The 17019-nt window shown below is 59.5% G+C and carries 24 protein-coding genes and 2 pseudogenes; 8 read left to right on the forward strand and 18 right to left on the reverse strand.

What is annotated here, in order from left to right:
* Window positions 1-46 precede the first annotated feature (46 nt).
* Both merB (AC3WKX_RS24650) and merD (AC3WKX_RS24655) read left to right on the forward strand, forming a co-directional pair.
* Window positions 47-685, forward strand: a complete 639-nt coding sequence (gene merB, locus AC3WKX_RS24650) for an organomercurial lyase MerB (RefSeq protein WP_011405610.1) — start codon at window positions 47-49, stop codon at window positions 683-685.
* A pseudogene (gene merD, locus AC3WKX_RS24655) lies at window positions 682-1029 on the forward strand (mercuric resistance transcriptional repressor MerD). Before merB (AC3WKX_RS24650) ends, merD (AC3WKX_RS24655) begins: the two are co-directional and overlap by 4 nt.
* A gap of 90 nt (window positions 1030-1119) precedes the next feature.
* On the opposite strand, the gene AC3WKX_RS24660 reads toward merD (AC3WKX_RS24655), so the two are convergent.
* Window positions 1120-1578 carry a hypothetical protein gene (locus tag AC3WKX_RS24660; protein ID WP_011405611.1) on the reverse strand — a complete coding sequence of 153 codons (459 nt, stop codon included), beginning with the start codon at window positions 1576-1578 and terminating at the stop codon, window positions 1120-1122.
* 84 nt (window positions 1579-1662) lie between these two features.
* Window positions 1663-2097, reverse strand: coding sequence for a mercury resistance transcriptional regulator MerR (merR, locus tag AC3WKX_RS24665; protein ID WP_010981353.1), 435 nt, complete (start codon window positions 2095-2097; stop codon window positions 1663-1665).
* Between the two features lie 68 nt (window positions 2098-2165).
* On the opposite strand from merR (AC3WKX_RS24665), the gene merB (AC3WKX_RS24670) reads away from it, so the two are divergent.
* From merB (AC3WKX_RS24670) to AC3WKX_RS24685, 4 genes are all read left to right on the forward strand, one after another.
* Entirely contained in the window at window positions 2166-2804 is a 639-nt protein-coding gene (gene merB, locus AC3WKX_RS24670; protein WP_000761850.1) for an organomercurial lyase MerB, read from the forward strand.
* 111 nt (window positions 2805-2915) lie between these two features.
* Window positions 2916-3281, forward strand: a complete 366-nt coding sequence (gene merD, locus AC3WKX_RS24675; RefSeq protein WP_000995361.1) for a mercury resistance co-regulator MerD — start codon at window positions 2916-2918, stop codon at window positions 3279-3281.
* Complete coding sequence (gene merE / locus AC3WKX_RS24680; RefSeq protein WP_005413392.1) at window positions 3278-3514, forward strand: broad-spectrum mercury transporter MerE; 237 nt, start codon at window positions 3278-3280, stop codon at window positions 3512-3514. Before merD (AC3WKX_RS24675) ends, merE begins: the two co-directional genes overlap by 4 nt.
* 132 nt (window positions 3515-3646) lie before the next feature.
* The gene (locus AC3WKX_RS24685; RefSeq protein ID WP_005413391.1) at window positions 3647-3850 is read left to right on the forward strand and encodes a DUF3330 domain-containing protein; all 204 of its coding nucleotides are present in this window, start codon (window positions 3647-3649) and stop codon (window positions 3848-3850) included.
* A 38-nt stretch (window positions 3851-3888) separates the two neighbouring features.
* On the opposite strand, the gene AC3WKX_RS24690 is transcribed toward AC3WKX_RS24685, so the two are convergent.
* From AC3WKX_RS24690 to merT, 13 genes are all read right to left on the reverse strand, one after another.
* The gene (locus AC3WKX_RS24690) at window positions 3889-4503 is read right to left on the reverse strand and encodes a recombinase family protein (RefSeq protein ID WP_010981357.1); all 615 of its coding nucleotides are present in this window, start codon (window positions 4501-4503) and stop codon (window positions 3889-3891) included.
* Between the two features lie 60 nt (window positions 4504-4563).
* Window positions 4564-5781, reverse strand: coding sequence for a TniQ family protein (locus tag AC3WKX_RS24695; protein WP_102606023.1), 1218 nt, complete (start codon window positions 5779-5781; stop codon window positions 4564-4566).
* Window positions 5778-6686 carry a TniB family NTP-binding protein gene (locus AC3WKX_RS24700; protein ID WP_013741668.1) on the reverse strand — a complete coding sequence of 303 codons (909 nt, stop codon included), beginning with the start codon at window positions 6684-6686 and terminating at the stop codon, window positions 5778-5780. The genes AC3WKX_RS24695 and AC3WKX_RS24700 overlap by 4 nt, the downstream gene beginning before the upstream one ends.
* Before the next feature lie 2 nt (window positions 6687-6688).
* Window positions 6689-8371, reverse strand: coding sequence for a TnsB C-terminal domain-containing protein (locus AC3WKX_RS24705; protein ID WP_011494284.1), 1683 nt, complete (start codon window positions 8369-8371; stop codon window positions 6689-6691).
* 142 nt (window positions 8372-8513) lie between these two features.
* Window positions 8514-8612: a membrane protein insertion efficiency factor YidD gene (gene yidD, locus AC3WKX_RS24710; RefSeq protein ID WP_102606035.1), complete on the reverse strand. Its 99-nt coding sequence runs from the start codon at window positions 8610-8612 to the stop codon at window positions 8514-8516.
* A gap of 53 nt (window positions 8613-8665) precedes the next feature.
* Window positions 8666-9139: a phosphoribosyl-AMP cyclohydrolase gene (gene hisI / locus AC3WKX_RS24715; RefSeq protein WP_034389874.1), complete on the reverse strand. Its 474-nt coding sequence runs from the start codon at window positions 9137-9139 to the stop codon at window positions 8666-8668.
* The gene (locus tag AC3WKX_RS24720) at window positions 9139-9309 is read right to left on the reverse strand and encodes a transcriptional repressor (protein ID WP_196484667.1); all 171 of its coding nucleotides are present in this window, start codon (window positions 9307-9309) and stop codon (window positions 9139-9141) included. Before AC3WKX_RS24720 ends, hisI begins: the two co-directional genes overlap by 1 nt.
* Complete coding sequence (gene merD, locus AC3WKX_RS24725; RefSeq protein WP_033869424.1) at window positions 9302-9643, reverse strand: mercuric resistance transcriptional repressor MerD; 342 nt, start codon at window positions 9641-9643, stop codon at window positions 9302-9304. Before merD (AC3WKX_RS24725) ends, AC3WKX_RS24720 begins: the two co-directional genes overlap by 8 nt.
* A complete protein-coding gene (merB, locus tag AC3WKX_RS24730; protein WP_079384172.1) occupies window positions 9640-10278 on the reverse strand; it encodes an organomercurial lyase MerB in 639 nt (212 codons plus the stop codon). The genes merD (AC3WKX_RS24725) and merB (AC3WKX_RS24730) overlap by 4 nt, the downstream gene beginning before the upstream one ends.
* Window positions 10279-10361: 83 nt before the next feature.
* Window positions 10362-11015, reverse strand: a complete 654-nt coding sequence (merG, locus tag AC3WKX_RS24735) for a phenylmercury resistance protein MerG (protein WP_033869423.1) — start codon at window positions 11013-11015, stop codon at window positions 10362-10364.
* Between the two features lie 35 nt (window positions 11016-11050).
* Window positions 11051-12736, reverse strand: coding sequence for a mercury(II) reductase (gene merA, locus AC3WKX_RS24740; protein WP_034036508.1), 1686 nt, complete (start codon window positions 12734-12736; stop codon window positions 11051-11053).
* A gap of 71 nt (window positions 12737-12807) precedes the next feature.
* The gene (gene merP / locus AC3WKX_RS24745; RefSeq protein WP_003131872.1) at window positions 12808-13083 is read right to left on the reverse strand and encodes a mercury resistance system periplasmic binding protein MerP; all 276 of its coding nucleotides are present in this window, start codon (window positions 13081-13083) and stop codon (window positions 12808-12810) included.
* Window positions 13084-13096: 13 nt separating this feature from the next.
* Window positions 13097-13447, reverse strand: a complete 351-nt coding sequence (gene merT / locus AC3WKX_RS24750) for a mercuric ion transporter MerT (protein WP_033869416.1) — start codon at window positions 13445-13447, stop codon at window positions 13097-13099.
* Window positions 13448-13518: 71 nt separating this feature from the next.
* Between merT and merR (AC3WKX_RS24755) the strand changes: the two genes are divergently transcribed.
* A complete protein-coding gene (merR, locus tag AC3WKX_RS24755; protein ID WP_003131870.1) occupies window positions 13519-13959 on the forward strand; it encodes a mercury resistance transcriptional regulator MerR in 441 nt (146 codons plus the stop codon).
* Between the two features lie 162 nt (window positions 13960-14121).
* Here merR (AC3WKX_RS24755) and AC3WKX_RS24760 read toward each other — a convergent pair whose 3' ends face one another.
* The 3 genes and pseudogenes from AC3WKX_RS24760 to AC3WKX_RS24770 form a co-directional block, all read right to left on the reverse strand.
* Window positions 14122-14337: a co-regulatory protein PtrA N-terminal domain-containing protein gene (locus tag AC3WKX_RS24760; RefSeq protein ID WP_017849619.1), complete on the reverse strand. Its 216-nt coding sequence runs from the start codon at window positions 14335-14337 to the stop codon at window positions 14122-14124.
* 195 nt (window positions 14338-14532) lie between these two features.
* Window positions 14533-14649, reverse strand: a pseudogene (locus AC3WKX_RS24765) (type II toxin-antitoxin system RelE/ParE family toxin); the annotation flags it as partial.
* A gap of 215 nt (window positions 14650-14864) precedes the next feature.
* Complete coding sequence (locus AC3WKX_RS24770; protein ID WP_488656215.1) at window positions 14865-16052, reverse strand: TnsB C-terminal domain-containing protein; 1188 nt, start codon at window positions 16050-16052, stop codon at window positions 14865-14867.
* Between the two features lie 192 nt (window positions 16053-16244).
* Here AC3WKX_RS24770 and AC3WKX_RS24775 point away from each other — a divergent pair, with 192 nt between their 5' ends.
* Entirely contained in the window at window positions 16245-16784 is a 540-nt protein-coding gene (locus AC3WKX_RS24775) for a recombinase family protein (protein ID WP_102606518.1), read from the forward strand.
* Window positions 16785-17019 lie beyond the last annotated feature (235 nt).

Consider the following 17019-nt stretch of genomic DNA (forward strand, 5'->3'; position numbering starts at 1 on the left):
GTAAGGTTTATCCCGGTTGATCGCTGCCCGATATAACAGGTGGAAAATGGACAAGACTATTTATTCCAAAAAGATTGCCGAAAGCCTTTCATCTGGCAATCATCCTAAAGAGTTCGCAACGCTCTTTGTCGCGCTGCTCCGACAGCTAGCGATGGGGGGACCTGTATCACGCGAAAAGCTCGCCGGCGCACTCGGATGGTCTGGAGCGAGAGTTGCAACGGTACTTGAGCAGGCACCTGGTACGGAATATGACGACGAGGCCAATATCATTGGACTGGGGCTGACACTACGTGAAACCTCTCACGTTTTTGAGGTGGATGGCCGTCATTTGTACACATGGTGTGCGCTGGACACCTTGATGTTTCCCGCCTTGACCGGCAAGATTGCCCGTGTCACTTCCCGCTGCGCCGCCACCGGTAGGCCGATCACTCTCACCGTTGCACCAGAAGCAGTGCTTCATGTCGAACCGGCAGAAGCAATGGTTTCACTGCGAACTCCGGATACTTCGCCCGACATTCGTTGTTCGTTTTGCTGTCATGTGCATTTCTTTGCGTCTCCGTCTATTGCAAATTCGTGGGCTTCGACCCACCAAGGGATTGAGGTCGTGCCTGTCGAGAGTGCGTTCGACCTTGGTCATGATGTCGCGCTTAAGCTGCTAGAGGACTGCGAGGAAAGCCCAGTATGAATGCGTACTCGATATCGAAGCTGGCTGATGATGCTTGCGTCAGCGTGCATGTCGTGCGCGACTACATGATACGCGGCTTGTTGCACCCTGCTCGGCGAACCGAAAGTGGCTAGAACATTTTCGATGACAAAACACTCGGAAGGCTGCGGTTTCTCCGCGCAGCCTTCGAGTCCGGAATTGGGCTCGACGAACTGGCGCGACTTTGCAAAGCATTGGACGCAGACGATAGCGAAAGCCTGGACCGATGCGTCGAGCGCGTGCGATGGAAGATCGACGTGCGTCGAACAGTTTTGACTGTCGTCGAGGCCTCTTTGAATGAAATGGCGGCCGGTGCAGCTACTTGAGGTCCGGCCGGTAAAAGCGTTGGAATTAGCCACTTCGTATATAATATATTGATTAATATAGCTTTTTCGATGAATGTTTGACTAAAGCCTTTATCGCGACAGTGACTCCTGAAGCTGCTTAAACTGCCCCTGAATCACCGCTTTTTCCTGAAGAATCAACTTGTTCTCATCGGACAGAACTTCCGCTCTATTCTGAGAGGCTTTCAGATCCGTTTTGGTGACCTCTAATGCTTGGGATAGTACGGCCACCTGCTTATCGGCATCTGCTTTCTGGCTTGCGAGTGCGGCAATATTATCCGCCAATTGTTTGCTTTCATGCTTCCGCTCCCGGTTTTTTGCCGAGGCGTCGTTAAGTTGATGCTCCAAGTTCTGGATATCGGCCACTTGCCTATCCAAGGTGCTTTTGTGCATCGCATTGGCCTGTTCGAGCTCATGCGTTTGTCGTTGTAATTGCGCATTAGTGTCTATCAGCTCGGACGCTCTTGACTCGGCTTGGATGAGCCGGTTTTGCAGGTCTTGAATCTGGTCTTTCAGGCCCCGGTTAACCATCTGGAATTGCTCGCGCTCCTGCTGCCGGTCTTCGGCGGTGCGTTGCTGGTAGGGGGCACCTCAGAAAACGGAAAATAAAGCACGCTAAGCTGTGGAAGCCCCTGCCAAGCTCGTTCCACCTTGCAACGACGCAATCAGCGGACACGAAACATTCCCCTGCCGCGAATGGCAGGCGCACACCAGGTCAGACAGCACAGCCTCCATGCGCGCCAAATCGGCCATCTTCTCGCGCACGTCTTGGAGCTTGTGCTCGGCCAGGCTGCTGGCCTCCTCGCAGTGGGTGCCATCGTCGAGCCGCAGCAACTCGGCGATTTCATCCAGGCTGAAGCCCAACCGCTGGGCCGATTTCACGAATCGCACCCGTGTCACGTCCGCCGCGCCATAGCGGCGAATGCTGCCATAGGGCTTGTCCGGCTCGGGCAACAAGCCCTTGCGCTGATAGAACCGGATGGTCTCCACGTTGACGCCGGCTGCCTTGGCAAAAACGCCAATGGTCAGGTTCTCCAAATTATTTTCCATACCGCTTGACTCCGTACATGAGTACGGAAGTAAGGTTACGCTATCCAATTCAAAAAGGAGATGGAACCATGAAGCTCGCCCCATATATTTTAGAACGTCTCACTTCGGTCAATCGTACCAATGGTACTGCGGATCTCTTGGTCCCGCTACTGCGGGAACTCGCCAAGGGGCGTCCGGTTTCACGAACGACACTTGCCGGGATTCTCGACTGGCCCGCTGAGCGAGTGGCCGCCGTACTCGAACAGGCCACCAGTACCGAATATGACAAAGATGGGAACATCATCGGCTACGGCCTCACCTTGCGCGAGACTTCGTATGTCTTTGAAATTGACGACCGCCGTCTGTATGCCTGGTGCGCGCTGGACACCTTGATATTTCCGGCGCTGATCGGCCGTACAGCTCGCGTCTCATCGCATTGCGCTGCAACCGGAGCACCCGTTTCACTCACGGTTTCACCCAGCGAGATACAGGCTGTCGAACCTGCCGGCATGGCGGTGTCCTTGGTATTGCCGCAGGAAGCAGCCGACGTTCGTCAGTCCTTCTGTTGCCATGTACATTTCTTTGCATCTGTCCCGACGGCGGAAGACTGGGCCTCCAAGCATCAAGGATTGGAAGGATTGGCGATCGTCAGTGTCCACGAGGCTTTCGGCTTGGGCCAGGAGTTTAATCGACATCTGTTGCAGACCATGTCATCTAGGACACCGTGATCGGATATCGACCCAATGTTCTACGGCACCGGCATCGGATTCGCAGCGCGCGGATTGAACTCGGCGAAACGGTATATGCATTGCCGTGAACCGACCAAAAGGAGGTGTTCGATGAACGCCTACACGGTGTCCCGGCTGGCCCTTGATGCCGGGGTGAGCGTGCATATCGTGCGCGACTACCTGCTGCGCGGATTGCTGCGGCCAGTCGCCTGCACCACGGGTGGCTACGGCCTGTTCGATGACGCCGCCTTGCAGCGACTGTGCTTCGTGCGGGCCGCCTTCGAGGCGGGCATCGGCCTCGGCGCATTGGCGCGGCTGTGCCGGGCGCTGGATGCGGCGAACTGCGATGAAACTGCCGCGCAGCTTGCTGTGCTGCGTCAGTTCGTCGAACGCCGGCGCGAAGCGTTGGCCAATCTGGAAGTGCAGTTGGCCGCCATGCCGACCGCGCCGGCACAGCATGCGGAGAGTTTGCCATGAACAGCCCCGAGCGCATGCCGGCCGAGACGCACAAACCGTTCACCGGCTACCTGTGGGGCACGCTGGCCGTGCTGACTTGCCCCTGCCACCTGTCCATCCTCGCTGCCGTGCTGGCCGGCACAACCGCCGGTGCATTCCTTGTCGAGTATTGGGTCATCACGGCGCTCGGTTTGACCGGCCTGTTTCTTCTGTCACTGGCGCGGGCGTTGCGGGCATTCAGGGAAAGATCATGAGCGCTTCCCGGCCGGATGGATGGACTACGGCGGAGGGCCCAAGCGTTCGAGCGCGGGCAAGGCTTTCTGTTCGCAAAGCCGATGCCGGCGGCGGCATTCGCCGTCTTCGTCAGTCAATGGAGGGGTGCCACCATGAATGCAAATGATCCGACCGCCACCAGTTGCTGCGTGTGCTGCAAGGAAATTCCGCTCGATGCCGCCTTCACACCGGAAGGCGCGGAGTACGTCGAGCACTTCTGCGGGCTGGAGTGTTATCAACGTTTCCAGGCGCGGGCCAGCACTGCGACCGAAACGAGCGGCGAACCGAACGCTTGCGGTTCGCCGCCGTCAAATTGAGACAAACCACGCTTTCGCTACGTCGCCTCATGTCGGCATCAAATTCGGCTGAGTAGCTTCTCGCCATCTGGACGTAGCTCGCCCTTGGGTGAAATATGCCGATACAGGGTCTGCCGCGTGATGCCAAGTTCCTGGCACAGGTCGCCGACCTTGGTCTCTGACTGCCCCATTGCCGCCATCGCCAGCCGCAGCTTGGCGGCGGTCATCTTGAACGGCCGGCCGCCTTTCCGGCCGCGTGCCCGTGCTGAGGCCAGGCCCGCCACGGTGCGCTCGGCGATCAACTCGCGCTCGAACTCGGCCAGCGCGGCGAAGATACCGAAGACCAGCTTGCCGGCGGCGGTCGTGGTGTCAATGGCCGCGCCGTGCCCGGTCAGCACCTTGAGGCCGATGCCGCGTCCGGTCAGGTCATGGACGGTATTGATCAGATGGCGCAGGTCGCGCCCGAGCCGATCCAGTTTCCAAACGACCAACGTGTCGCCTGGCCGTAGTGCCTTCAGACAGCTCGCCAGACCGGGACGATCCTCGCGTTTTCCGGACGCTTGGTCTTCATAGAGATGCGCCGGATCAACACCGGCCGCGACCAGCGCATCGCGCTGCAAGTCCGTCGCCTGGGAGCCATCCGCCTTCGATACTCGCATGTAGCCAATCAGCATCTTGTACCTGTCACATATACGTTCGATTATGTGACAGTATGCGCCGGAAAGTTCTAACCGTCAAAAGTTGTCACTTAACCCGTCATTCTGTCTAAGGCATGCAAAGGGTAGGCTAGGCTCATAATGTGACAGAAATTCCGGGGGGATGCCTTCCTTCGCGAAGGTGGCGCGCAACTGTTCCAAGGAAGCGGGGTCGCGCCGACCATAGGAAGCCAACGCGAACAGCGAGCGTGCCGTCTCGGGGTTGTGTCGTGCTTCAATGATGGCCTCATCAATGGCCTGGATTGCACGCTGCCAGTGATCGACGGGTTCGGGCTTCGGCGCTTTCGCCGGCAGGCCACTGGTGAACCCGGTTTGGGGCTCGGACCAGAATAGCTTTGCGTGCTCGCCTAGCGGGCTGATATCCCTCACCTCAATCAAGCTGATTGCCGTTGCCGCCGCCTCCAGCATCTGCAACCGTACTGCCGGGTTCAGGGTTTCATACGGTCGCCACAGACTTTGCCCAGCACGCAGCGGATGCCCGCAGCATTCCCAGATTTGGCGGAGATACCCCGCGTAGGTGCCGCACGTCGAAAGCGGGGTGTTCAGCTCATCGAGCAGCGTGCGTAGCAGCCTAAACCACAATCCGGCGTGGATGCGTCGGCGCGGCAACTCCACGTGGCCGGTCGTCAGTGCCTGCCAGGTACGCTGGTCCATCGCCGCAATCGCGTCGCTGGCAGTGCGCGGTTCGGCGTCGGCGTTCTCCCAGCCGAGAAACCGCCCTGGCACGCCCCAATAGGATTCCAGCCAGCAGCCATGCAGTGGGCAGCTCAGCATCAGGGGCAGCTTCCACGCGAGCAGTACGGCGTGGTTCTCCGGATCGTTCAGGCAGAGCGGACAGGCGCGGTGTATCGGTTGGGTGGGCAGCCAGGCACGCCAGCTCGTGATGGATCGCGTCTTACGGCGGAGTCTCGGCAGCAGTACCGAGAGCTGGAACGCATAGGTTTCCAATGCGGCTGGAATCTGATCATCAAGGCTGTCCAGTAGCCAAGGCACCCAGCCGGCGAAACTCATGCAGCGCAGCCGATCCAGCTCGATACCGCTCCGCTGGGAGAGCATCGCCAGCAGCGCCAGTGGTGGCGCGGTGTCCAGGTCATCAACCTGGCCGTGACCAAGATCGTGCTCCAGCAGCTCGGACACTTCCATGTGATAGCAAAGGGCCACGCGGTTGAGCCACGAAGACAGGGCTTCGGCTTCCCTGGGTGCCGGATGCAGTGGCCAGCGTGGCGCTGGCTTCACATCAGTTCCCGCTCGAATTGCCGCCGCCGCTCGCTGGGACCGGTGTAATCGGCCATGCTGAGCGTGCGGTGGTTGATCGCTTCCTCACCACTCTCCACGGCGGCCACGGCCGCCGCCATCAAAAGGTGCGCCAGCTCGCCAATAGTGCCCTCGCTGCGCGTGAGCAGGTAGCGAGCCATGTCCAGCGTGGCAATCGACGAAGGTCGCCGCAGCGGGAGCGAAGCCGCGAAGCTGGCCAGCAGTGAACAGCAATCGTCGTTGGCCTCCCACACCGGCAGCATCATCGGCTCGAAGCGATTTTCCAACTGGTCATCCGAGCGGATGGCCAGGTAGGCGTCGCGTGTGCCCACACCGACCAGCGGGATGCGCAATTCGTTGCCGAGGAAGCGCAGCAGGTTGAGGAATTCCCGGCGGTTGACGCTGTTGCCGGCCAGGACGTTGTGCAGCTCGTCGATCACCAGCAAACGCACACCGAGCTTGCGCAGCAGTGTCAGCGCCAGTTGCTCTATTTCCGGCAGCCGTGGGCGCGGTCGCAATGGTGCTCCCATCGCCGCGAGCAGCGCGACGTAGAAGCGGATCACCGATGGCTCGGACGGCATCTGCACGACCAATACCGGGATGTGCTCCTGGTCGGCGTCGGAGCTGGCCGGGTGGGCGCGGCGGAACTTCTCGACGATCATCGACTTGCCGTTGTTGGTTGGACCGACCAACAGCAGGTTGGGCATGCGTTGTTTGTTTGGCCACGTATACAGGGCTTCCAGCCGGTTCAACGCCTCGACTGCTCGCGGATAGCCGATCCAGCGGTCGGCGCGAAGGCGATGGATGCGCTCGTCCGCCGGGAGACGGGCCAAGCCCTGGGCCGCCGGCAGCAGGTGGGACAGGTCGATGATGGGATATTCGTCCACGGCTACCACTCCTCAATCTGGTCGAACGGTTTGGCAGGTGGCTGGTTGTCCGCCTGCGGGTCTGCCATGTCCGTGTCCGCTGGTGGCGTGGTTTTGACAGGTTGTTCCGTTGACTTGAGATGCTGGCGTCGATCCGCGTCGCGCCGCGCCTTGCGCGTGGCTTTCTGCGCAGTGGTCACGATTTCGCGCATCTGCCCGATCATGCGGAACAGCGCCGACTCATCCACCTGTTCGCGCCCTTGCTGCCGCAATTTCGCCAGCGCCTGCCGTTGTTCCCAGAGGGTGACAGCCGGGTGCGACAAGGTACGGTAGGGAATTTCCAGATAGTGCTGCCCCTCCGGCTCCAGCACCCAAATGCGGCTGATGTCGCGTGGGTCGCGCCGGATCAGGAACGCAGGCAGGCGGTCGCGCCGAGCTATCCACGGCTTGAGCGCATCGGCGTAGTAGTGGATGTGGTCGATGACGAAGCCAGTGCGGGTCAGGGTGCGGCGGAGGACGGGCAGGAAATCGACCAGAAAAGCCGTGGTGCGAGTGATGACGGTTGGAACGCCGGTACGCGCGACAGCTTCGGCCCAGCGTGCGGCCGGCGGTTGGAGCAGGCCGTTGTGCACGGAGCCGTGATAGGTGCCAACCGCCAATGCGAGCCAGCGTTCCAGCTCGCGCAGTGTCAGGGCGGCCATCTTCTCGGAGGCGTATTCCCCGCGCTGGTCAGGGTTGGAGAAGGTCGTCCCCGGCAATTCGTCGTGGATCATTTGCATCGCCGTGCCGATGATCCGTTCCACGATGCCGCCATAGTGCGGCTGCCCGAGAGGCCGATAGTCCAACCGGATGCCATGCTGCTCGCAGCCACGGCGTAGCGCCTCGCTCTTGAATTCGGCCGCGTTGTCCAGGTAGAGCAGCGCGGGCTTGCCGCTCATCGGCCAGTCCATTTCCACGTCCAACCTTTCCAACCAAGGGCGCTTGTCGCAACCGGCGTGTGCGAGGCACAGGCCGACCGAGACGGCAGATGGCGCTTCTAACGTGACCACCATGCCAACCACGCAGCGGGTGAACACGTCGATGGCGAGGGTCAGGTACGGACGGCCAATCGGTTGCCGGTCGCGCTCGTCCACCACGATCAGGTCGATGACTGTGTGGTCGATCTGTACCTGCTCCAGCGGTGCGGAGACTGGCGGAGGAACACCGCCAACACCTTGCAGGATGCGGGACGCATCCTGGCCTTCCCGAAGTCGAGTGGTCTTGAGTGGATCAAGGCTGGCGATCCGCAACGCGACCGTGTTGCGCGCCGGCATCCGCAGCTTTTGCAGCTTGCACACCCGCGCAACTTCACGGTGGAACGCCGCCAAGCTGCGCTTCTGCTTGGTCAGGAAGCGCTTTTGCAGTAGCTCGCGGATGATTCGTTCGACCGACTCCGGCAAGCGGCCTTTACCTTTGCCACCGCTCGACTGTCCAAGAGCCAAATCAGTGACCAGCCCCGAACCTTGCCGGGCACGGCGGATCAGGACGTAGACCTGCCGCCGGGACAGACCCAGCGCCTGGGCTGCTGCGTCGGCCGCTTCATGCCCGACCGTCTCCGACTGCGCCAACGGCCCAATGATCTCCGCGCGGCAGCGAGCACGCTCCCATGCCTGTTCTGACAGGGTGGCTACGCCGCGCTCGGCAATCGGTACGGTATCGGTCGCCATGCTCGCCTCGCTTTGGTGCACACGAGTATTGAGCATAGACGAGTTTCGTGCAGAGGAGTCCTGATATCGGGCTGTCAGGAGCCGTATGCACAGCAGGCTTCATGTCTCGTTGATTGGTGCAGTCGTCTTCTGAAAATGACAATCAAGTTAGGGTATAGGAAGAGCAGCTTGGCCAGAAGCGGCAGCGAGGGCCAAGCAGTGGGCTGATGGTGTATTGGTAAACGCGAATACAGCCCACCATCACTGCTGTTAGCAGCTTAAGAAAAACCTGTTTAATGGCGAACAGCCAATTTTTCACGGCGCTTTTTTACCGTATAGCGTGGCCGGATCAATCAGCGGCTCGCTGGTAATCTTGGCGCTGTCTGCACCGAGCGACACATAAAAGCAGCTGCGACGGCCGGAATGGCACGCGGGACCAGTTTGCTCCACCTGAACCAGCAGCGTATCACCATCGCAATCTAGCGCTGCGCTTTTAAGGCGCTGTTGCTGTCCTGATGTCTCACCTTTGCGCCATAGCTTTTGGCGCGAGCGTGAGAAGTAGCAAACTCGCTGCGTTGTTAACGTCTCTTCCAGGGCTTCTCGGTTCATCCACGCCATCATCAGTACTTCGCCCGTATCATGTTGCTGGGCAATGGCGGGAATCAGGCCGTCTTCATTAAAGCGAATGGCATCTAGTAGCGTTGCAAGCTTGGGCAGGGAAGCTGTTGTGGTCGCTGACTCTAACGCCTTAAAAAGCTGTTGAGGGGCGAGTTCATCAAATTGGGACATTAGGCATTACTCACGGATCGGCATGCTTGACATAAGCCCTGAAGCTCAATCGTTTGGCGCTCAACGTTGAAGCCTTGGCGCTGGGCCAGGGCGGCAAGCTGATCGCTAATTTCATCAAGGTGCAGCTCTTCGACGTAGCCGCACTGGCGACAGATAGTGAGGTTATGCACTGGACGCCAACTCGCCTAAAGAGGTCTCGATCACCATCAGCTCTTTTCGGCGCACATCGATCTTCCGACGCAGTTGCTCGACACATCCGTGTACGCACTTGCTATCGCCTGCATCCAACGCCCTGCAAAGTCGCGTTAACTCGTCGAGCCTGGGTCCCGACTCGAAGGCCACGCGCAGGAAACGCAACCGTTCCAGTGTTTTGGCATCGAAAACGTTGTAGCCACCTTCGGTTCGCCAGGCGGGATGCAACAACCCGCGCATCAAGTAGTCGCGCACAACATGCACGCTTACGCCTGCATCTTCAGCAAGCTTCGAAATCGAGTAGGCATTCATGCCGTGTTTCGCTCGCTGTCTTCTAACAGCTTATGCGCGATCAGATGTCCGAGACCGAATGCATTCTCGACAGGCACGAGCTCTATCCCCGGGTGCGTCGAAGCCCATGCATTTGCAACAGAAGGCGATGCAAAAAAATGCACATGACAGCAAAAGGAACAGCGAATGTCGGGTGAAGCATCCGGCGTTAGCAGAGACACCATTGTTTCCGCCGGTTCAACCTGAAGCACTGCTTCTGGCGCAACTGTGAGCGTAATCGGCCTGCCGGTGGCAGCACAGCGCGACGTGACACGGGCTGTTTTGCCAATCAAAGCGGGAAACATCAAGGTGTCGAGCGCACACCAGGTGTATAAACGGCGGCCATCCACTTCAAAAACGTGAGGGGTTTCGCGTAGCGTCAGGACCAGTCCAATGATATTGCCCTGCTCGTCATATTCGGTACCGGGCGCCGGCTCAAGTACAGTTGCAACCCTCTGCCCAGACCATCCGAGTGCGGTGCCGAGCGCTTCGCGTGACACAGGCCTTCCCATCACAAGCTGACGAAGCAGGGTGACGAAGAGGGTTGCGAACTCTTCTGGATGATTGCCAGATGAGAGGCTCTCGGCAATCTTTTTGGAATATATAGTCTTGTCCAATTTCCACCTCCAACATCCAAGCAGCGGTTACGCGGCATAAACCCACCCTTGGCGATTACATGCCGCGCTTTTCAAAGATCACGTCAGCGTGCGCTTTGCCGGCGTTTCCATTCCTGGACCAGCAATTGCGCTTGCTGCACCTGTTCGGGCTTCATTTGAGCCGCATAGTCGGCAATGACTTTTGCTGCCGTTGGTTCTCCTGACGCTGCTGCCAGACTCATCCACTTGTAGGCCTGAACCTGGTCGCGCGCGACCTCACCGAGCCCCTTCGCAAACAGTTGAGCCAGCCTGACTTGAGCCTGCGTGTGTCCCTGCTCGGCAGAGAGGCGGTACCACTTGAACGCCTGTGCATCGTCGGCAGGAGCCGCACGCCCTTTCTTATACATACCGTCGACTTCGCTTGCGTAGAGGCGCCCCAGGTTGAACTGCGCATCAGCTTCACCCTGCTCGGCCGCCCTGCGAAACCACTGGATCGATGCAGCATGGTCTTGTTTTACGCCCATACCGCATTTGTAGGCAAGACCCATGATGTTCTGCGCCATGGCATCGCCCGCCCTCGCTTTCTTTTCCCAGCCGTCGACGGTCTCCGGCGCCAATGTTTCGATCGCTGCTCCCAGCTTAGAAAAGTCGTAGGCCGCCAGCGCATTGTTTGACAAGCCAAACGCTGCAGTACCCGCCAACAGAATGGTTAAGCATGCACGGGTGCAACGTGCTGTTAGTCTAATATCGCAAAACATAAAAACTCCTCTGTCGCTCTTTTCGTGTCCTTGGTTTAGCCCGCACAGCACGATAGCTGTGTCACATCCTTCGAGAAAGTCTGTGCCACCAGTTTGAGACCTTCCACCATGGTGAGGTAGGTGAAAAGTTGGTTGGCAAGATCCTGGACGGTCATGCGAGCCCGGATGGCAATCGCGGCAGTCTGGATGATCTCGCCTGCTTCCGGTGTTACAGCCTGAACCCCAAGAATGCGTCCAGATCCAGCCTCAGCGACAAGCTTGATAAAGCCGCGCGTGTCGAAGTTGGCGAGTGCACGCGGCACATTGTCGAGCGTGAGAGTACGACTGTCGGTTTGCAGGCCGATGCGCTGGGCTTCTGCTTCACTGTAGCCAACCGTGGCAACTTGCGGATCAGTGAACACGACTGCCGGCATAGCGTCGAGATCGAGCGTTGCGTCGCCGCCGGTCATGTTAATGGCCGCACGAGTGCCGGCCGCTGCCGCCACATAGACGAACTGCGGCTGGTCGGTGCAGTCGCCGGCCGCGTAGATGTTCGGGCTACTGGTGCGCATGCCCTTGTCGATGACGATGGCCCCCTGCGCATTGACGGCTACCCCCGCCGCTTCCAATGCCAGGCTGCGCGTGTTCGGTGTCCGGCCGGTGGCGACCAGCAGCTTGTCGGCGCGCACTTCGCCCTGTCCAGTGGTCAGCACGAATTCGCCGTCCACATGGGCGACTTGGCTGGCTTGCGTATGTTCCAGTACCTTGATTCCTTCGGCACGGAAGGCGGCTGTGACGGCCTCGCCGATGGCAGGGTCTTCGCGGAAGAACAGCGTGCTGCGCGCAAGGATCGTGACCTGGCTACCCAGCCGGGCGAAGGCTTGCGCCAGTTCCAGCGCCACCACCGACGAGCCGATGACGGCCAGGCGTTCGGGAATGGTGTCGCTGACCAAGGCCTCGGTCGAAGTCCAGTAGGGTGACTCTTTCAGGCCCGGAATCGGCGGCATGGCCGGACTGGCACCCGTGGCGACCAGGCAGCGGTCGAACATCACGACGCGCTCACCACCCTCGTTCAAACTAACGATAAGGCTCTGGTCGTCCTTGAAACGCGCTTCACCGTGCAGAACGGTGATGGCTGAATTGCCGTCCAGGATGCCTTCGTACTTGGCATGACGGAGTTCTTCGACACGGGCCTGCTGCTGGGCCAGCAGCCGCTCGCGCAAGATCGTCGGCGGTGTGGGTGGCATGCCGCCGTCGAATGGGCTTTCCCGGCGCAGATGGGCGATGTGGGCGGCGCGGATCATGATCTTGGACGGCACACAACCGACGTTGACGCAGGTGCCACCGATGGTGCCGCGCTCAATCAGCGTGACCTGCGCGCCTTGCTCGACGGCCTTCAGTGCTGCCGCCATCGCGGCTCCACCGCTGCCGATCACGGCGACTTGCAACGGGCGCTCGCCGCCGCTGCCCTTGTCGGCGGCACCCATCCAGCCGCGCACCTTGTCGAACAGCCCAGTGCGGTTGTCGGTCGGCGGGGCATCGGCGAGCATCGCTTTGTAGCCCAGGCCAGCCACGGCGGCGGTCAGTGCGTCCGGCGCTGTGCCTGGATCAAGGGCGAGCTGGGCCGCGCCCTTGGCATAGGACACTATGGCAGATTGGACGCCGGGTACTTTTTCCAGCGCTTCCTTGACGTGCGCCGCGCACGAGTCGCAGGTCATGCCGGTGATTTTTAGATGGGTCATGCGACAGATCCTTTTTCGTTTGTGGTAGCAGACAAGGGCGTCAGATGTGCTGCGCTGCCGTTTTCAGTGCCTCACTTCTTGACGCTGGACGGATAGCCTGCGTCTTCGGTGGCCTTGGTCAGCTTCTGCACGCTGGTCTTGGCATCATCGAAGGTGACAACCGCTTCGCGTGTCTCGAAGGTCACGTTAACTTTGCTGACGCCTTCGACCTTGGAAATCGCCTTCTTGACGGTGATCGGGCAGGTGGAGCAGGTCATGCCCGGTACGGACAGCGTGACGGTCTGGGTGGCGGCGAACACGGGGGCAACGAAAGCGGCGAGAGCGAGGGAGGCAAACAGTTTTTTCATGATGAACTCCTGGTTAGTAGAAAAATGGCATGACGTAGGGAAAACCAAGCGCGACCAAGACCAACACGGCGACGAACCAGAAAATGAGCTTGTAGGTGGTGCGCACTTGCGGAATCGCGCACACCTCGCCCGGCTTGCAGGCTGCGGTCGGTCGGACGATGCGCCGCCAGGCAAAGAACAGTGCAACCAGCGCCGCGCCGATGAAGATCGGGCGATAAGGTTCCAACACCGTCAAGTTGCCGATCCAAGCGCCGCTGAACCCCAGGGCGATCAGAACCAGCGGCCCCAGGCAGCAAGCCGAGGCGAGAATCGCCGCAAGCCCCCCGGCGACAAGAGGGGCGCGCCCGTTTGATGGTTCAGACATGCATTTCTCCTTTCGAGCATTTGATCGATGGTTTAAGGTTAGTCCCGTAGTCATGTACGGAATCAAGCGGTATGAAAAACAATTTGGAAAGCCTGACCATTGGCGCTTTCGCCAAGGCGGCCGGGGTCAACGTGGAAACCATCCGGTTCTATCAACGCAAGGCGCTGTTACCCGAACCGGACAAGCCCTACGGCAGCATTCGCCGTTACGGTGAGGCGGATGTCGCCCGGGTGAAATTCGTTAAATCCGCGCAACGGCTGGGCTTTAGCCTCGATGAAGTGGCCGGGCTGTTGAGGCTGGATGACGGTGCTCACTGCGATGAAGCGCGTGTGCTCGCCGAGCAGAAGCTTGGGGATGTGCGTGGCAAGCTCGCGGATCTGCGACGGATCGAGTCAGTTTTGGAGCAACTGGTTCACGACTGTTGTGCGAGCCACGGGACTGTTTCCTGTCCGCTGATCGTTTCGCTGCATGGGGACAACTCGGGCGTTAACCGAGGATTTCCCGTTGCGTAAGGCGCCCCTGTTGGTCGGCTTGCGCTTAGAAAAAAGCGGCGCTCAATGAGCGCCGCTGAATGGCCAAAGGAGCACTTGCAAAGGGCACAGTTTGGTATTGCTATTTGCCCTCGCGCCTCAGCAGAGTGGGCTCACGTTGCATCTGGTCGAGTAGCACAGGCTCTACTTTGCAGGCGGACAGGCGGGCTGCGCTTCGCTACGGCCTGCCGCCGTGGGGCCCAGTTGCTTAATCTCCTTGACGGTTTCCGCCACCAGGGTCGCTTCAGCCCTCTCGCGTGCAGCAATTCGCTCAATCGCTCGGTCGCTCCCGCCCTCGGCCCATACGGTGGATGACAGCAGAGTCGCACCCACTACCAGCAGCAGTCTTAGGTGTTTCATAACGGCGATCTCCTCTCGGGTTTTCGATCCACGATTCAACTCTACCTCCGTAGTTAAGTACGGAATCAAGGAGAGAGGAGATGAAGGTCCTGGATTATGGCGCTGAGAGGAAATGGCAGGGCTCCGCCATGAAGACGGCGATTGCTTCAGGGCCGTCTAGGGCTGCTGCTGGGTCGTAGTCGTAAATTTTTTCGCTCATTCTGACCTCCACTCGCTGGCGAGTTTTTTAGCCGCTTCAATATCACGGCTTTGGCTGCTTTTGTCGCCGCCGCACAACAGCAAAACGAATTCATCACCTCGCTGCTGGAAATAGGGGTTGGGGGAGCAACGGAACAGAAAGTGCACTTAAGCTCAGTCGCTGCCCCGCAAACCCTTGCAACGTCTGGATAGTTTCGAAAAACGACCGTTTTATGAAACCGTTTCCGCTATCGCGAGGAAAGGTCACCAACACCCGAAAATCAGTGCAATAAACCTTTCTCACGAATCAAAGTTCGTTAATTCGCAGTCGCTGACGAGTAAAACGAACTCTAATTCGGCTTACGTTGGTTTTCAGTTCCATTGCTCCCCAACCCCCGTACACCGACACGCGCCACGGCTTCTGACCAGCGCGCCGCCGGCGGCTGAAGCAGGCCGTTGTGCACAGAGCCGTGATAGGTGCCCACCGCCAACGTGAGCCAGCGCTCCAGCTCACGCAATGTCAGGGCGGCCTTGTTTTCGGAATCGTAGTCCCCGCGCTGGTCAGGGTTGGAGAAGGTCGTCCCTGGCAATTCATCGTGGATCATCTGCATCGCCGTACCGATGATCCGTTCCACGATGCCGCCGTAGTGCGGCTGCCCTGGCGGACGATAGTCCAACCGGATGCCGTGCTGCTCGCAGCCACGGCGCAGCGCCTCGCTCTTGAACTCGGCCGCGTTGTCCAAGTAGAGCAGCCTGGGCTTGCCGCTCATCGGCCAATCCATTTCTATATTCAGACCCTCCAGCCAGGGACGCTTGTCGCAGGCGACATGCACAAGGCACAGGCCGACCGAAACAGATGACGGCGCTTCCAGCGTGACGACCATGCCGAGCACGCAGCGGGTAAACACGTCGATGGCGATGGTCAGATACGGACGGCCAATCGGTTGCCGGTCGCGCTCGTCCACCACGATCAGGTCGATGACCGTGTGATCAATCTGCACTTGTTCCAGTGGCGCGGTCACGGCGGGAGGCTCACCACCGACACCTTGCAGGCTGCGGGACGCATCCTGACCTTCCCGGCGGCGAGTGGCCTTGAGCGGGTCGAGGCCGGCGATCCGCAGGGCCAAAGTGTTGCGCGCCGGCACCCGTAGCTTTTGCGCTTTGCAAGCCTGCGCGACCTCGCGGTGGAACGCCGCCAGGCTACGCTTCTGCTTGGTCAGGAAGCGCTTTTGCAGCAACTCGCGGATGATGCGCTCAACTGATTCCGGCAAGCGTCCCTTGCCTTTTCCGCCGCCGGACTGGCCGGGAACCAGGTCCGTCACAAACCCAGCACCTTGCCGGGCACGCCGGATCAGGACATACACCTGCCGCCTGGATAGGCCCAGCGCTTGAGCAGCGGCATCGGCGGCTTCATGCCCAACCACTTCAAGCGCTGCCAGCGGCCCGATGATTTCGGTCCGGTGCCGGGCCTGTGCCCATGCCGCATCGGGCAGGGTGGCCACGCCCTGCTCGGCAATTGGTAATGTGTCTGACGCCATGCTCACACCTCGCTTTGGTGCACACGAGTATTGAGCATAGTCGAGATTGGTGCAGATGACTTCTGATATTGCGTGGTCAGGAGCCGACTGCACACCTGGCGTTACGCCCCGTCAATTGGTGCAGTCGTCTTCTGAAAATGACAATGGTCAGAATGACAGACTCTAGACCCAGATGAACACAGGAGCGAAGAAATGGCAGATGTAGGCTACAAGCGCGTTTCGTCGGCAGACCAAACAACCGCTCGCCAGCTGGACGGCATGACCTTCGCTCAGGTATTCGAAGACAAGGTGACGGGTTCTACGACTGACCGTCCTGCATTGCAGGAAATGCTTCGTTACGTCCGTGAGGGCGATACCGTTCATGTGCATTCAATCGACCGGCTGGCCCGTAGCTTGGTTGATTTGCTGGGGCTAGTGAGTGACCTAAAGGTCCGTGGCGTGAACATCCAGTTCCATAAGGAGAACCTTCTGTTCACGACCGAACAGAACGCCAACCAAGACCTGATGCTGAGCATGATGGGCGCGGTCGCACAGTTCGAGCGCTCAATGATTCGTGAGCGTCAGCGGGAGGGTATCGCCACGGCTAAGGCGAGAGGCGCCTACAAGGGTGGTGTGAAGACCACCAACGCCGATGCAATCCGTACACACGTCGCCAACGGGGCGTCCTACCGTGATACTGCCAAAGTGCTTGGTGTCAGCCTGAGCACCGTTCAGCGTGCAATGAAAGCCTGATCTTAACGCCCCACAGAGCCCGCCTTGAGCGGGCTTCGCCGTCTCTGAAACAATCCCACAGCACTTGGCTCAACGCCTGCCAGAGGCGAGCCCGGCGGCACCCAGTCCAGCATTTATTTTAGAATCGCGAACGGTTTGTATTTGTACTGTTGCAGGTTGCTAAACCGCTCCCGCAAGTATCCGGGTCTGCCCAACTTACTTTTCTAGCCAGTGAACTCAAACGCCTTTCAAGTTG

The sequence above is a fragment of the Pseudomonas sp. GP01-A4 genome, from assembly GCF_058780865.1.